General features: G+C 70.8%; 12 protein-coding genes and 1 pseudogene. 11 read left to right on the top strand and 2 right to left on the bottom strand.

Going from position 1 to position 14,345, the window contains the following annotated elements:
- Positions 1–2 precede the first annotated feature (2 nt).
- On the bottom strand, positions 3–458 hold the full coding sequence (locus tag ACZ7L6_RS35800; RefSeq protein WP_471931327.1) for a terpene synthase family protein: 456 nt from the start codon (positions 456–458) through the stop codon (positions 3–5).
- Between the two features lie 123 nt (positions 459–581).
- On the opposite strand from ACZ7L6_RS35800, the gene ACZ7L6_RS35795 reads away from it, so the two are divergent.
- From ACZ7L6_RS35795 to ACZ7L6_RS35765, 7 genes and pseudogenes are all read left to right on the top strand, one after another.
- The gene (locus ACZ7L6_RS35795) at positions 582–1,385 is read left to right on the top strand and encodes an SAM-dependent methyltransferase (protein WP_471931325.1); all 804 of its coding nucleotides are present in this window, start codon (positions 582–584) and stop codon (positions 1,383–1,385) included.
- Between the two features lie 242 nt (positions 1,386–1,627).
- Positions 1,628–2,623, top strand: coding sequence for a substrate-binding domain-containing protein (locus ACZ7L6_RS35790; protein ID WP_471931323.1), 996 nt, complete (start codon positions 1,628–1,630; stop codon positions 2,621–2,623).
- A gap of 218 nt (positions 2,624–2,841) precedes the next feature.
- Positions 2,842–5,118, top strand: a pseudogene (locus tag ACZ7L6_RS35785) (sensor histidine kinase); the annotation flags it as partial.
- Positions 5,119–5,642: 524 nt separating this feature from the next.
- Positions 5,643–6,062, top strand: coding sequence for a roadblock/LC7 domain-containing protein (locus ACZ7L6_RS35780; protein ID WP_147997842.1), 420 nt, complete (start codon positions 5,643–5,645; stop codon positions 6,060–6,062).
- Positions 6,043–6,423: a DUF742 domain-containing protein gene (locus tag ACZ7L6_RS35775; protein ID WP_471931321.1), complete on the top strand. Its 381-nt coding sequence runs from the start codon at positions 6,043–6,045 to the stop codon at positions 6,421–6,423. Before ACZ7L6_RS35780 ends, ACZ7L6_RS35775 begins: the two co-directional genes overlap by 20 nt.
- Positions 6,410–6,994: a GTP-binding protein gene (locus ACZ7L6_RS35770; protein WP_471931319.1), complete on the top strand. Its 585-nt coding sequence runs from the start codon at positions 6,410–6,412 to the stop codon at positions 6,992–6,994. The genes ACZ7L6_RS35775 and ACZ7L6_RS35770 overlap by 14 nt, the downstream gene beginning before the upstream one ends.
- 183 nt (positions 6,995–7,177) lie before the next feature.
- Positions 7,178–8,566 carry a glycoside hydrolase family 43 protein gene (locus tag ACZ7L6_RS35765; RefSeq protein ID WP_471931317.1) on the top strand — a complete coding sequence of 463 codons (1,389 nt, stop codon included), beginning with the start codon at positions 7,178–7,180 and terminating at the stop codon, positions 8,564–8,566.
- 73 nt (positions 8,567–8,639) lie between these two features.
- Here the strand turns inward: ACZ7L6_RS35765 and ACZ7L6_RS35760 are convergent, their stop codons facing one another.
- A complete protein-coding gene (locus tag ACZ7L6_RS35760) occupies positions 8,640–9,596 on the bottom strand; it encodes an ABC transporter substrate-binding protein (RefSeq protein ID WP_471931315.1) in 957 nt (318 codons plus the stop codon).
- 302 nt (positions 9,597–9,898) lie between these two features.
- Here ACZ7L6_RS35760 and ACZ7L6_RS35755 point away from each other — a divergent pair, with 302 nt between their 5' ends.
- Genes ACZ7L6_RS35755 through ACZ7L6_RS35740 form a run of 4 tightly spaced genes read left to right on the top strand, consistent with a single transcriptional unit; the run spans position 9,899 to position 14,328 of the window.
- Entirely contained in the window at positions 9,899–12,856 is a 2,958-nt protein-coding gene (locus ACZ7L6_RS35755) for a sensor histidine kinase (RefSeq protein WP_471931313.1), read from the top strand.
- Positions 12,853–13,329 carry a roadblock/LC7 domain-containing protein gene (locus ACZ7L6_RS35750; protein WP_471931311.1) on the top strand — a complete coding sequence of 159 codons (477 nt, stop codon included), beginning with the start codon at positions 12,853–12,855 and terminating at the stop codon, positions 13,327–13,329. The genes ACZ7L6_RS35755 and ACZ7L6_RS35750 overlap by 4 nt, the downstream gene beginning before the upstream one ends.
- Before the next feature lie 14 nt (positions 13,330–13,343).
- On the top strand, positions 13,344–13,766 hold the full coding sequence (locus ACZ7L6_RS35745) for a DUF742 domain-containing protein (RefSeq protein WP_471931309.1): 423 nt from the start codon (positions 13,344–13,346) through the stop codon (positions 13,764–13,766).
- The gene (locus ACZ7L6_RS35740) at positions 13,753–14,328 is read left to right on the top strand and encodes a GTP-binding protein (protein WP_471931307.1); all 576 of its coding nucleotides are present in this window, start codon (positions 13,753–13,755) and stop codon (positions 14,326–14,328) included. The genes ACZ7L6_RS35745 and ACZ7L6_RS35740 overlap by 14 nt, the downstream gene beginning before the upstream one ends.
- The last annotated feature ends 17 nt before the right edge of the window (positions 14,329–14,345 follow it).

Genomic DNA, 14,345 nt, shown 5'->3' with positions numbered 1-14,345 from the left:
CCTCAGAAGGCCGGGTCCTTCCACCACCACGCGATGGACGGCAGGTACCGGGGGTCCTGTCGGCTGCGGCGAGGGGTGTCCGTCCAGTGGTCGCCGGCTGTCCGGGCCGGAATCCGGGCCTGGCGGTCGGGGGCGTCACGGGTGAGGTAGCGCGGGACGTGCAGTCCCCATTCGATGTTGCCGCGGATGCCGTGTCCGAGGCCGGTGAGGTACTGCCGGAGCGGGGCGCTCGCGCGCGGTGTGATCAGGGCGCGCAGGCCGAGGAAGCGCTCCAGCACGGCGTCCCGCAGGGCGATGGCCTCGTCGACGGCTCCGGCGAGGGAGTGGTCGTGGTGGGCCATGAGGACGCTGAAGATGTTCTGTCCGGTCTGCCGGCGATCGGCCTCCCGCGCGTGGGAGTGACGGTCGTTGTCGAGCGCGGCGACCAGAATGGCCAGGAGTACGGCAAGCTCCTCCACCTCAAGAGGTATGGCGGCTGACGTCAAGAGGTATGACGGCTGACGCCGGAGCCGGAGCGGTGAACGTCAACCGTGGGGCGTCCGTGTGTACTTGGAGACGCTCGTACCGCTCCGGAGGCCCTCATGACCGCCAGCGACATCGACACCGAGCACGCCCACTCCGCTCGCATCTACGACTACATCATCGGCGGCGAGGACCATTACCCCGCCGATCGTGAAGCCGCCGACGCCATGGTCCGTGAATGGCCCGCGCTGCCCGTTCACATGCGCGCCAACCGCGACTTCATGAACCGGGCCGTGCGGTATCTCGCCGGGGAGGCCGGGATGCGGCAGTTCCTCGACATCGGGACGGGGATTCCGACCTCCCCCAACCTCCATGAGATCGCCCAGTCGGTCGCGCCCGAGTCACGGGTCGTCTACGTCGACAACGACCCGCTCGTCCTCAAGCTGTCCCAGGGGTTGCTGTCGAGCACGCCCGAGGGGAAGACGGCGTACATCGAGGCCGACATGCTCGATCCGGCGGCCGTTCTCGACTCCCCCGCGTTCCGCGAGACCCTCGATCTGAGCGAACCCGTCGCGCTCACCGTCATCGCGATCGTGCACTTCCTGCTGGACGAGGACGACGCGGTGGGCATCGTGCGACGGCTGCTGGAGCCGCTGCCACAGGGCAGTTGCCTCGCGATGTCCATCGGTACCGCCGAGTTCGCGCCGGACGAGGTCGGGCGGGTCGCCCGGGAGTACGCGGCGCGGGGCATGCCGATGCGGCTGCGCACCCTCGACGAAGCAGGGGAGTTTTTCAGCGGTCTGGACCTCGTCGAGCCGGGCATCGTCCAGGTCCACAAGTGGCGTCCGGACGGCACGGGCACCGCGGTGATCCGGGACGAGGACATCGCGATGTACGGGGCGGTGGCGCGCAAGCCGGGTTGAGCCTGTTTGCGGGCGCAAGCGGTGCGGGTGGGACGGCCCCGGGTCCGGCCTCCCGCCAGCGGTTCATCACGATGTGGCAGCAACGACTTACGCGGTGTGTTTGCACACTTGACTACCGGTGGTCACACGCGATTGGCTCCGCCCCAGCGAGAGTTCACCAGGTCGGCGAACTCCCCGTTCGACGTCGGCCGTGCTCTCGTTCGTTCCTCCGGCTCGGCCGCACAGCGAGGTGCCGCACCCTCATGAAGACTCCACCCCCCTCCCCCGTTCTCGCTCGCGTCGCGGCCCTCACGGCCGCCGCCTGTCTGCTGCTGGCCGGCTGTTCCGCCCTCGGCGGGACCGACGAGGCGTCGGGCGCGGACGCGGCCGGCACCGCACGGCTGAAGGTCGCCCTCATCACCCATGGCGGCGAGGGGGACGCCTTCTGGGAGCTGGTGCAGAAGGGTGCCCAGGCCGCGGCCGCCAAGGACGACATCGATCTGACCTATGCGAGCGACTCCGACCCGGCGGGCCAGGCCGAGTTGATGCGGGACGCGATCCGGCGGAAGGTCGACGGCATCGCGGTGACCCTCGCCAAGCCGTCGGCGATGACGGGTCCCGTCGCCGACGCCCGCAGAGCCGGCATACCGGTGGTCGGCCTCAACTCCGGTATAGACAAGTGGCAGTCCGCCGGGCTGCTCGGGTACTTCGGCCAGGACGAGAGCGTCGCGGGCCGGGCCGTGGGCGGCAAGCTCGACGATCTCAAGGTCAAGCACGCGCTGTGCGTCATCCACGAGCGCGGCAACGTCGCCCTGGAAGCACGCTGTGCGGGCGTGAAGAAGGCGTTCGGCGGCGAGACCGAGAACCTCTACGTGGACGGCACCGACATGGACGCGGTGACCGACTCCGTCGCGACCCGGCTCAGCCAGGACCCGAGCATCGACGAAGTCGTCACGCTGGGCGCGCAGTTCGCGCTGGCAGCGGTGAAGTCGGCCGACGAGGCGCACAGCAAGGCCAGGGTCGCGACCTTCGATCTCAACAAGGAACTGGCACAGGCGGTCCAGGACGGGGACGTCCAGTTCGCGGTCGACCAGCAGCCGTATCTGCAGGGCTATCTCGCCGTGGACTCGCTCTGGCTCTACAGGACCAACGGCAACACCCTCGGCGGCGGCGAGGCCCCCGTCCTCACCGGGCCGGCGTTCGTCACCAAGGCGAACGTCGCCGCGGTCGCGAAGTTCGCCGCCAACGGCACCCGCTGACCGGACACTTCCGCCAATGGTGTCACCAAAGATTCGGTCACGCGTGACGCGGACGCTCACATGTACGGATAGCATCCTGCGCACCCCCTGTGACGTACCGGACACGCAGTCACCCCCCGCGCTCGTCCACCTTCCGCTCCCTCCCCCTTCCTTCCGCCATCCGCCATCCGCTTCCGCGCTGACCACCCCCGCCCTCCGCTGATCGCCCTAGGACGACAATGTCTCCACGGACAGGTCCCCGGCGCCGCCGCATCGGCTCCATACGTCTCTCCCTGATCCTCCTGGCGCTGGTGCCCAGCGTCACGCTCGCCGCCGTCTGGAGCGTGACGACGGCCCAGATGTTCTCGGAGGGGCTGCGGCTCCGCGCGCAGACCGGGCTGAGCAAGTCGACCGGGGCCATGGGCACCGAGGCCACGCTCGCGCTGCAGCAGGAGCGCAGCTACTCGGCCGTATGGCTGGCGTCGCGCCAGGAGGCGGCCCGCGAGGCACTGGACGAGCAGCGCCGCAAGACGGACAAGGCCGTCGCCAAACTCCTCGGCCAGTCGGACGAGATCCAGCAGGCACCCTCCCGGGTCAAGGACCGGCTGTACTCGGTCGTCGCGTCGGTGAGCAGCCTGGAGTACTACCGGGGCCAGGTGGACAACCCCACCGACATCACCGCCGTGCAGGCGCTGGGCCAGTACACGTCGATCATCGACGACCAGATCCATGCCTTCCAGGAGCTCTCCCAGGTCGACGACGGCGACCTCACCTCTCAGGCCGGTCCGCTCGTCGCGCTGGAGCACGCGGCCGAGCTGGTGTCCCAGGAGGACGCGCTGCTGACCCTGGCCGGTCCGGCGGGCGGGATGGACGACAAGACGTGGACCGAGTTCGCGGAACTGGTGAACACCCGCCGCTGGCTCGTCGAGGACCAGATCCTCCCCTCGCTCACCGGGAGCGCGAAGGCGGACACCGAGCGGATCCTGCGCAGTGCGCAGTGGCGGACCCTTGAGTCCGTCGAGGACCGGGTGCTCGCGGCGCGGCTGGCGGCGCGAGACAGCGGGGACATCGCGATCCCGGAAGTGCAGAAGCAGTGGCGGGCCGCGCTGATCGAGGTCTCCGACCAGTACGCGATCTTGATCCAGCAGCAGACGGCCGGGCTGCTGCAGCGCAGTGCCGACAACGCGCGCGGCCTGCTGATCAAGGCCGCCGTCCTGAGCGCGGGCGGTCTGGTCGCCCTGCTGCTGTGCGTCGGGATGTCCTGGCGGATCACCCGCTCGCTGTCCCGGCGGCTGCGGGGCCTGCGCGAGGCGACCCTGGGTCTCGCGCACGACCGGCTGCCCGATGTGGTGGCCCGGCTGGAGCGGGGCGAGAAGGTCGACGTGGAGCTGGCGACCCCGCCGCTGGACTACGGGCACGACGAACTCGGGCAGGTGGCCAAGGCGTTCAACACCGCACAGCGCACCGCCGTGCACACCGCCGTCGAACTCGCCGACACCCGGCGCGGCTTCCAGAAGGTCATCCTGGGCATCGCCCGGCAGAGCCAGAACCTGGTCAATCTGCAGCTGACCAAGCTCGACGCGCTGGAGCGCGCGCACCAGGACCCCGAGGTGCTCAAGGGACTGTACGAACTGGACTCCACCGCCAGCCAGTTGCGCCGTTACGAGGAGAACCTCGTCATCATCAGCGGCGAGCGGCCCGGGCGCAGCTGGAGCGAGCCGGTCGCGCTGATCGACATCCTGCGCAGTGCGGTCGGCGAGGTCGCCGAGTACCAGCGGGTGGAGGTGCACACCGAGGAGGAGGTGCATCTCGCGCCGCCCGCGGTGGCGGACGTGATCCATCTGCTGGCCGAACTCATCGAGAACGCCACGCTGTACTCCCCCGCGCCCGCGCCGGTCACCGTGCGGGCAGCGATGGTGGCCAAGGGCCTGGCCGTGGAGGTCGAGGACCGCGGCCTCGGCATGTCCGAGGAGGACTACGCCTCCTTCAACGCCCAGTTGGCCGAGCCTCCGCAGTTCGACGTGGTGGCGCTCGCCGACGACCTGCGGCTCGGCATGTTCGTGATCGCGCAGCTCGCCCAGCGGCACGGCATCGCGGTCACCCTGCGGTCCTCGCCGTACGGCGGCACGACGGCGATCGTCCTGATCCCGCACGACGTCGTGGTGCGGGACGTGCCCGTCCCGGACCCGGAGGAGGTGGAGCACGCCGGTGCCGCCGAACCGGAGGAGCCCGTACGGGAGCCCCGCCCTGTCGTCCCGGCCCGCACCGCCCCCGACCCGGCCCCGGCACCCGTCGCGCGCCGCGACGGCCTCACGCCGCTCCCCCGCCGTGTCCCGCAGACCAGCCTGGCCGCCGAGCTCCGGGAAGAGGCCCCACCCGCCGAACAGTCCGGAAACACGGACGAGTTCACCGCGGAGCAAGCCGCCTCCTCCCTGGCATGCTTCCAGCGCGGCACACTCCAGGCCCGCGACGAGACCCCGGACGCCCCCACCACCACGGACCACCAAGGCCCCGCCACCCTCGCCCAGTTCCAGACCGGTACGCCCCGAGCCCGCCACGAAACCGGCGACGAGACCCCCGACGCACCCGCCACCACGGACCACCAAGGCCCCGCCACCCTCGCCCAGCTCCAGACCGGCACGCCCCGAGCCCGCCACGAAACCGGCGACGAGACCCCCGACGCACCCGCCACCACAGACCCCCAAGGCCCCGCCGCCCCCGCCCAGCCCCAGCAAGGCACGCTCGACGACCGCCACGACAGCGGCGACCAGGTCGCGGACGTGCTCGCGTCCACGGACCACCAGGGCCCGGCCACCCCGGCCCGGCTCCAGGCCGGCACGCCCCGAGCCCGCGACGACGGCGGCGACCACGCGCCGGACGCGTCCGAGGGCGTGGGGCGGCGGGTTCCCGTCGCGCGTCGGGCGCGTGATGACGTCGCCGCCTCCGACGAGCCGCCCGCGGCCGACTCCGCCGCCTCTTCCCGGGCCGCCGCTCCCCCGTCCTCCACCCCGTCCGCCGACCGCTCATGAAGGACATCGCCATGACACGCCCCACCCCCGCCACGGACACCCAGCTCGACCAGTTGCTCACCGGACTCGTGGAGCGGGTCGCCGACGTCAACCACGCCGTCGTCCTCTCCGAGGACGGGCTGGTGGTGAGCAAGTCCACCGGGTTCCTGCGCGACGACGCCGAGCGGCTGGCGGCGACCGCGTCCGGCCTGATGAGCCTCAGCAAGGGCGTCAGCATGGACTTCAGAGGCGGCCCGGTGCGCCAGGCGCTGATCGAGATGGCCAACAGCTATCTGATCCTGACCTCCGCCGGACCGGGCGCCCATCTCGTCGTGCTCACCAACCAGGGCGCGGACGTCGGCGTGGTGGCGTACCAGATGAACATGCTGGTGAAGAAGATCGGCGAGCACCTGTCGGCGGCACCGCGGGCCCATGTCGGCCCGGGCGCGTGAGGTGGGCGGAGACGATACGGCGGGCCGGCTGGTACGTCCGTTCACGCTGACCGGCGGCCGGACCCGGCCCAGCCGCACCGACTTCACGCTGATCACGACGGTCACGGCGGTGGATCCGCCGCCGGAGCAGGCGCCGCGTCCGCAGCCCGAGCAGGCGCGCATCCTGCGGCGCTGCGCGCGGCCCATCGCCGTCGCGGAGCTCGCGGCCCATCTCGACCTGCCGGTGAGCGTGGTCGCCATCATGCTCTGCGATCTGCTGGAGGCGGGCCTGATCACCGTGCACCCGCCGCACCCCGTCACCCCCCGCACCCCGGACCTGGACCTGCTGCAGAAAGTGAGGGACGGCCTTGGCCGGCTCTGACACCACCGCGACGGCACTCGCGCCGCCCGACACGGTCAAGATCCTCATCGCCGGCGGTTTCGGAGTCGGCAAGACCACCATGGTCGGATCGGTCAGCGAGATCGCCCCGTTGCGCACCGAGGAGCCCCTGACCGTCGCGGGCCTGGGCATCGACGACCTCAACGGCATCGAGGAGAAGCGGGCCACGACCGTGGCCCTGGACTTCGGCCGGATCACCATCAGCCGGGAGCTGGTGCTGTATCTGTTCGGTACGCCCGGACAGCAGCGGTTCTGGTTCATGTGGAACGACCTGGCGGTCGGCGCGCTCGGGGCCGTCGTCCTGGTGGACGTCCGGCGGCCGGAGTGCAGCTTCGCGGCGATCGACTTCTTCGAGCGCCGGGGCATCCCCTTCGTCGTCGCCGTCAACGGCTTCCACGGCGAACACCCCTACCCCGCCGAGGACATCCGGGACGCCCTGGCCCTCCCGGAGCATGTGCGGGTGCTGCTGTGCGACGCGCGGGAGCGCGAGTCGTGCCGGGACGTACTGATCGCCCTGATCGACCAGTTGATAGCGGCGGCGAAGACGGCGTAGCCGTTCCGCACAGGGCTCAGTGAACTCACAGGCGGATGGCGGGAATCCGCCAAGCGTGACAGGACGATTGACCCGTGAGCACCGCCTCCCTACCTTCTGATCGATTAACCGAACTTCGTTCGGTATATCGACCAATTCGCCCCCCTCATTCCCCACCTCAACCCCACCCCCCATGGAGCACACATGACCGACGCCACCCACCTCTCCCGCCGCCGCTTCCTCGGCATGGCCGCGACCGTTCCCGTGGCCGCCACGGGCGCGCTGGCCCTCGGCGCCGGGACCGCGCACGCCGCCGACTCGGCGTACGTCATGTGCTACTTCACCGAGTCGACCAACCTCGGGGACGGCACCGACTACGGCCTCCACCTCGCGGTCAGCACGGACGGGCTGCGCTGGATGCCGCTGAACCAGAACAACCCGGTGGTCACGCCCACCGAGGGCGCCGGGGGCCTTCGCGACCCGTTCGTCCTGCGCAAGCAGGACGGCACGTTCGTGGTGCTCGCCACCGACCTCAAGGGCACCGACTGGAACTACAACAGCCAGTACATCCACGTCTGGAACTCGACCGACCTGCGCACCTTCACGGGCTACCACCGGCTGAAACTGCACGACATGGTCACCCACAGCTGGGCGCCGGAGGCCTTCTGGGACGCGGGCCGCGGTCAGTACGCGATCATCTACTCGTCGGTCAACTCGAGCGGCCACAACGTGATCATGGTGAACTACACCACCGATTTCGTCTCGGTCTCGGCGCCCCAGGTCTTCTTCGACCCCGGCTACGACGTGATCGACGGCGACATGACGGTGGGCGTGAACGGCGTCAACTACCTCTACTTCAAGAGGAACGGGACGCTCGTGGGCGCCCGGTCCACCTCGCTGAACCCGGGCAGCTTCACGCCCTTCAGCACGGCCGTGTCGCACGGCGGCACCGAGGCCCCGACCGTCGTGAAGTCCCTGACGTCCGGCACCTACTGGCTCTGGGGCGACACCTACACACCCAACGGCGTGTTCTACGCCTGGCAGTCCACCGATCTGGCGGCGGGCACCTGGACCGCACTCGACCAGCGGACGTACACCCAGCCGGTCAACTCCAAGCACTGCGGCATCACGACGATCACCGCGGCCCAGTACGACAACCTCGTCGCCAAGTGGGGCGCCCCCGGCTGGAACCGGCTGAAGTCGTACAACTACCCGGCCCGTTACGTCCGCCACTCCAACTACGCGGGCCGCATCGACGAGTACCCCATCGAGCCGTACAAGGACTCGCTGTGGAAGCTGGTGCCCGGCCTCGCCGACTCCGCCGGCGTCTCGTTCCAGTCGGTCAACTACCCGACGCGGTACCTGCGGCACTACAGCTACGCCCTGCGCCTCGACGAGAACGACGGCACGTCGGCGTTCGCCGCGGACGCGACCTTCTACCGGGCGGCCGGGCTCGCCGACTCCTCGTGGGCGTCGTTCCGCTCGTACAACTTCCCGACCCGCTACATCCGGCACGCGGACTACGCCCTGCGCATCGACCCGGTCTCCACGGCCACCGAGCGCCAGGACGCCACCTTCCAGGTCGGCTACTGAGCAGCCGCGGCAGTCAGTCGTACGGCGGGGTCGTGGTCGTCACCGACCGGCCACCACCCCGCCGTGGAGGACGTCAGCCCAGACCGGCCGACTTCAGCCAGGCCTTGGCCACGTCGAGCGGGTCCTTGTTCTCCAGCTGGACCTGGGAGTCCAGGTCGAGGAGCGTCTTGGTGTCCAGCTTGGCCGAGACCGCGTTGAGCGCCTCGACGCCCTCCTTCGAGAGGCCGCTCTTGTAGACGAGCGGGGTCACGTTGGCGTACCCGAAGAGGTTCTTCGGGTCCTTCAGGACGACGAAGCCCTCCTTGGTGATGGTCGGGTCCGTGGTGAAGATGTCCGCCGCCTGCACGGTGTTCTTCGCCAGCGCCGCCTGAGTCAGCGGGCCGCCCGCGTCCAGCGCCTTGAAGGACTTGAACTTCAGGCCGTACTCGGACTCCAGGCCCTTCAGGCCCTGCTGCCTGGTCTGGAACTCGGGCGAGCCGCCGATCACCAGGTCCGGGGCGATGTCCTTGAGGTCCTCGAGGCTGGACTCGGAGGTGAGCTTGTACTTCTTCGCCGTCTCGGCGTTGACGCTGACGGAGTCCTTGTCCTCGGCCGGCGACGACTCCAGCAGCGTCAGCTTCGGGTCCAGCTTGGCCTTCACCGCGGCGTTCACGGCCTCGGCGGACTTCTGCTCCGCCTTGGAGTCGAGGTAGGCGAGCAGCGAGCCGTTGTACTCCGGCAGGACCGTGACGGAGCCGTTCCGCAGCAGGCCGTACGTCGTCTCGCGGCTGCCGATGTTTGGCTTGTAGGTGACCTTGATGCCCTTGGCCTTGAGGGCCTCGCCGTAGATGTCGGCGAGGAGGATGCTCTCGGCGAAGTTGTTCGAGCCGACGACGACGGTGTCACCGCTCGGCTTGTCCCCGGCGAGGGGGTCGGACTGGTCGTCGGAAGAGGAACATCCCGCCAGCAGCGCCGCCGTGGCGGCGAGCGCGACGGCGGCCGCGCCGGGATGGTTCCTGAGGGACCTGCTGCGTGAGGGGGTGAAAGTCACGATTCCCGTTCCGGACTCGGCGAGTGGGGAGAAGCTGCGGAGCTCTCGAAGCTCCCCACTGATCCAAACCAGCCACGTCTTGGTCAGTCAAGAGCAGCCCGGTCACGATTGGTCCCAGAAGAACGGGCAGTTGTCCGGCCATGTGAAGGCGGGACGGTTGTGGCACAGGGGGTTGTAACGGAATATTGATGTTCGGTTTCGGTCATGACCTGCAAGAGACTGTAGTCTCCCCGCAATTGACCTGATCAACACCGGTCACGTGAAGCCTTCGCGCGCCGAGTGACGCCACGAAGGAGGCACGTATGCGCGGATTCGCCGTCCGCTGGCCCTTCCGGCGCAAACTCAACCTTCTCGTGGGCGTGCCGCTGACCGCGGTGGCCATCCTTCTCGCCTACCTCATCGCCGACCAGACCGCGCAGTCGCGCAACGCGGCGGACGCCGCCCGGCTGGTCCGGGAGAGCGCCGAGGTGGCCACCCTCGTCGACCGGCTGGCGGCCGAACACCAGCAGGCCGTCCTGCTCTCCGTGCGGCACGAGGCCGCCGAGGGCGACAGGCCCTCGTCCGCCGCCTACCGCACGGCGCAGTCCCTGGTGGACGCCCAGATCGAGCGGGTCCGCGACGCCTTCGGGGACGCGCTGCCGGAGAGCGAGGCGCAGGCGCTGCGCGGGGTCGAGGGCCTGAGCAGCCTGCGCGAGACCGTCGAGCAGCAGTATCTGCCCGCGGAGAACATCGACCCCGCGTACACCCACGCCACACTGGGACTGATCGACGGTTTGGGGCTGGACCGCAACCCCGATCTGGCGAGCACCTTCACCGGCAACCTGCTCGACTCGCTGCTGCGGGCGGGCGTCGCGCACAGCGCCTTCGAGACCGGCGTCTTCTCCGCGTCGACCGGTGACTCCAACGCGCTCCTCGAGTTCATCGGCGCCATCGGCTCCTACGACGAGTACACCCACCAGGCCGACCGGTTCGCGCGGTTCGCCACCGATGCGCAGGCCGCCCAGCTAAACGGCATCAAGTACACCGCCGCGCAGAGCGTCGTCAGCCGGCAGTTCGCCGAGCTGCAGATCGACCCCGGGTCGGTGCAGGGCGGCTCGCCGGCCGAGATCCGCACGTCGCTCGCGGAGGCGCTCGACTCCTACCCCGCCTACCGGGACCAGGCCGGCACCCGGCTGGCGATCACCACCTCGCTCATCGGCCAGATCGCCGACCAGGCGGACGAGGCCTCCGAGGAGGCGGCGTGGCGCGCGGTCCTGCTGCTGGGGCTCGCCCTGCTCGGCTTCGCCCTCTGGCTGGTCCTCGCGATGCTGGTCCGCCGCTCGGTGGTCCGCCCGGTGGTGGCCCTCACGGGTGCCGCGCGGCAGGTCGCCGTCGTCGCCGAGCGGGAGCTGGCCCGGGTGGCCGACGACGACACCGAGGACGACGGTCCGCCGCGGCTGCGCGCGATGCCGGTCACGGCGCGCGACGAGATCGGTGAGCTCGCCGAGACGTTCAACCAGGTGCAGACGATGGCGGCCGCGCTGCTGGAGCGGCAGGTGCTCAGCCGGCGCAACGTCGCGGAGATGTTCGGCAACGTGGGCCGCCGGGTCAGCAACCTGACGTCACGTCAACTCGCGCTGATCGACGCGGTCGAGCGGGGCGAGACCGACCCCGCGCTCCTCGAACGCCTCTACTCCATCGACCACATCGCGGTCCGGCTGCGCCGCAACGCCGACAGCCTGATGCTGCTCGCCGGCATCCACGAGGCGGACCTCGACGCCGGGCCCACCGCACTCACCAACCTCGTACGCGCCTCACTCGGCCAGATCGAGGGCTACCAGCGGGTGGAGCTGCGCGCGCGGACCGAGGCCGTGGTGGAACCCGAGGTCATCGGCGACCTCACGCTGATGGTGGCCGAACTCCTGGAGAACGCGGTGTCGTTCTCGCCGGAGGGCAGCCCCGTCGAGGTGACGGTGGCCAACGGCGAGCACGGTGACGCGGTGATCGTCGTCACCGACCACGGCCTGGGCATGAGCCCCGAGCGCCTCGACGAGGAGAACGCCCGCCTGATCCGCCGCGAGCGACTGGACCTGGTACCGACGAAGGTCCTGGGCCTGTTCGTGGTCGGCACGCTGGCCCGCCGCTGGAACATCGCGGTCACGCTGTCGCGTACCCCGGGCGGCGGCGTCACGGCCGAGGTGACGGTGCCGTCGTCGCTGCTGGTGACGGGGAGCACGACGGGGGCGACGCCCACGGCGGCACTGGCGGCGGTCGCCGGCCGTGCCGGGGCCGGGGCGAGTGATGCCGCGCAGGCGGGGGGCACCGGCAACTCGACGACCGAGCCCGCGGCCGTGTCCGGGCGCGCCGAGGCCGCGGCGACCGGCGCTGCGGAGGTGGCGGCTGCCGGCGGCTCCGGGACGAAGGAGTCGTCGATGTCCGGCGGCGCGGAGCCAGGTGCGGTCGGCGCGACGGGGGCAGGGGCCGTCAGCGGGCTGAAGGCGGGTGCGGTCGGCGCGCTGGAGGCGGACGACGGCGCCCGCGCGGTTTCGCCCATGGGCTCGCTGCCCGGCACCACGACCCCCTCGGCCTCTGTCTCCGGGCCCCGGTCGTCGGCCGTCGCGCCCACGGACGCCGTACGTCCGGACGCGGACGAAACGCGACCGCTCCCCCGCCGGGTATCCAAGCGGCAGCCCAACGTGGGGGACGCGGCGAAGTCCGTCACGCCGGGTGCCGAACCGAAGGCGGCAGCGCCCTCCGGGTCCCAGCCCCATCGGACGCCATCGCACCCCGGGGCCTCCAGCGAGAACACCTCGGTGGTCGATCAACCCCAGGCCGACGACCACGCCCGGGCCGACCAGCCCGATCCCTCACCGCGCGCCCGGGCCGACCAGCCCGATCCCTCACCGCGCGCCCGGGCCGACCAGCGCCCCTCGGCTCACGCAGGCCGACCGGATGAGTCGTCCTCCGCCGCCCGCCCCCTGCGGCGCCGCGTGCGGGGTGCGACCATCCGTACGAATGCCGACGCCTCTGCCTCGCACGCGACGCCGCCGCAGGGCGTGCGGATCGTCGACGCCGAGGCCGTGCGGGCCGCGATCGAGGAGTTCGAGGCCGCCGTGGAACGCGCGCACCGCGACAGCCGGGCCGGCAGCGGGGTTACCGACACCGGAACCGGCACTGGCACTGGCACCCGCACAGGCCCCGGAGAGCACTCCGCCCCGGCCGTACCCCCGACCCCCCTTGCGCAAGAACAGAACGACCCCCCGGAAGGAGCGGAGCAGTGAGCACGTCGACAGGTGGTACCCCGGCGGAAGGCGCCACGCCGGCCGAACTGCAGGCCGCCGCAGCCGACTTCACCTGGCTGCTGAAGCGCTTCGCGACCGAGACCGCCGGCGTGGTGGACGCCATCGCCGTCTCGTCCGACGGACTGCTCATCGCCGTCTCCGACGTACGTGAGCACGCCGACTCGGAGCGGCTCGCCGCAATCGTCTCCGGCATCACCAGCCTGGCCGCCGGTGCCTCCGGCAACTACGGCCTCGGCGGCCTCAACAAGGTCATCATCGACCTGGAGGGCGGCCACGTCCTCGTCTCCGCGATCGGCAGCGGCGCCGTGCTCGGCGTGGTCACCGACAAGGAGGCCAAGCTGGGCAACATCGCCTACGAGATGACCGTGTTCGCCAACCGCGTCGGCGCCGCCCTCAGCCCGCAGCTCGTGCTGGAGCTGAAGAACAGCGTCGGCGCCGCGTCGGCCCGCTGAGGACGGACAGGGCCATGGCGGACGGCTCCCCACCCCCGGGCCCCGACGCGGGACCCGTCGATCCCGCCTCCGCCGTACGGCCGTTCCTGGTGACCTCCGGTCGGGTGGCACCCAGCCCGTCCGACCGGACGATGCCGCTCGAGACCCAGGTGGTGGCCACCGCCGAGGGGCTCGGCGCGCTCGACCGGCTCGCCTTCGAACAGCACGACATCGTCGCCGTCTGCCGGCTGCCGCAGTCCCTCGCGGAGATCGCGGCCCGGCTGCGGCTGCACCTCAACGTGGTGCGCGTCCTCGCCGAGGACCTGCGCGCCGCGGGGCAGCTGACGGTGCACGTGCCCGACTCCGGCGTCGTCCACGACGCATCCGTTCTGCGCAGGGTCATCGACGGCCTGCGCGCCATCCCCGACGCACGAGGGGCACTCAGTGACACCGACTGAACCGGCCACCGTACGACCGCCGCTGCCGGTGAAGATGGTGATCTCGGGCGGCTTCGGCGTGGGCAAGACCACGACCGTGGGCTCGATCTCCGAGATCGAGCCGCTGACCACCGAGGCCGCCATCACCGAGGTCGCGGCGGGCGTGGACGACCTCACGCACACCCCGCGCAAGACCACGACGACCGTGGCCATGGACTTCGGCTGCATCACCATCGACCCCACCCTGAAGCTGTACCTGTTCGGCACGCCCGGGCAGGAGCGGTTCGGGTTCATGTGGGACGACATCGTCGAGGGCGCGGTCGGCGGGCTCGTCATCGTCGACACCCGCCGCCTCGACGACTGCTACGCCGCCGTCGACTACTTCGAGCACAAGGGCATCCCGTTCGCGGTCGCCGTCAACGCCTTCGACGGCAAGGTCGAGCACAGCCTGGAGGAGGTCCGCTGGGCGCTCGACGTCACGGACGGGGTGCCGGTGGTGGTCTTCGACGCGCGGGAGCGCGGCTCGGTGCGGGACGCGCTGCTGGTCGTACTGGAAGTGGCGCTGGCCCGTACCGGAGGGTGACGCAGCACCGTCCGGCA

Source organism: Streptomyces sp. NPDC107522, assembly GCF_055657525.1.
The sequence above is the reverse complement of the archived record's forward strand: the minus strand, read 5'-3'. Positions and strand labels throughout refer to the sequence as shown.

Bases quoted from the DNA above. Each gene is read 5' to 3' on its own strand.
- ACZ7L6_RS35795 (WP_471931325.1), top strand. From the start codon at position 582: ATGACCGCCAGCGACATCGACACCGAGCACGCCCACTCCGCTCGCATC.
- ACZ7L6_RS35790 (WP_471931323.1), top strand. From the start codon at position 1,628: ATGAAGACTCCACCCCCCTCCCCCGTTCTCGCTCGCGTCGCGGCCCTC.
- ACZ7L6_RS35780 (WP_147997842.1), top strand. From the start codon at position 5,643: ATGACACGCCCCACCCCCGCCACGGACACCCAGCTCGACCAGTTGCTC.
- ACZ7L6_RS35775 (WP_471931321.1), top strand. From the start codon at position 6,043: ATGTCGGCCCGGGCGCGTGAGGTGGGCGGAGACGATACGGCGGGCCGG.
- ACZ7L6_RS35765 (WP_471931317.1), top strand. From the start codon at position 7,178: ATGACCGACGCCACCCACCTCTCCCGCCGCCGCTTCCTCGGCATGGCC.
- ACZ7L6_RS35755 (WP_471931313.1), top strand. From the start codon at position 9,899: ATGCGCGGATTCGCCGTCCGCTGGCCCTTCCGGCGCAAACTCAACCTT.
- ACZ7L6_RS35745 (WP_471931309.1), top strand. From the start codon at position 13,344: ATGGCGGACGGCTCCCCACCCCCGGGCCCCGACGCGGGACCCGTCGAT.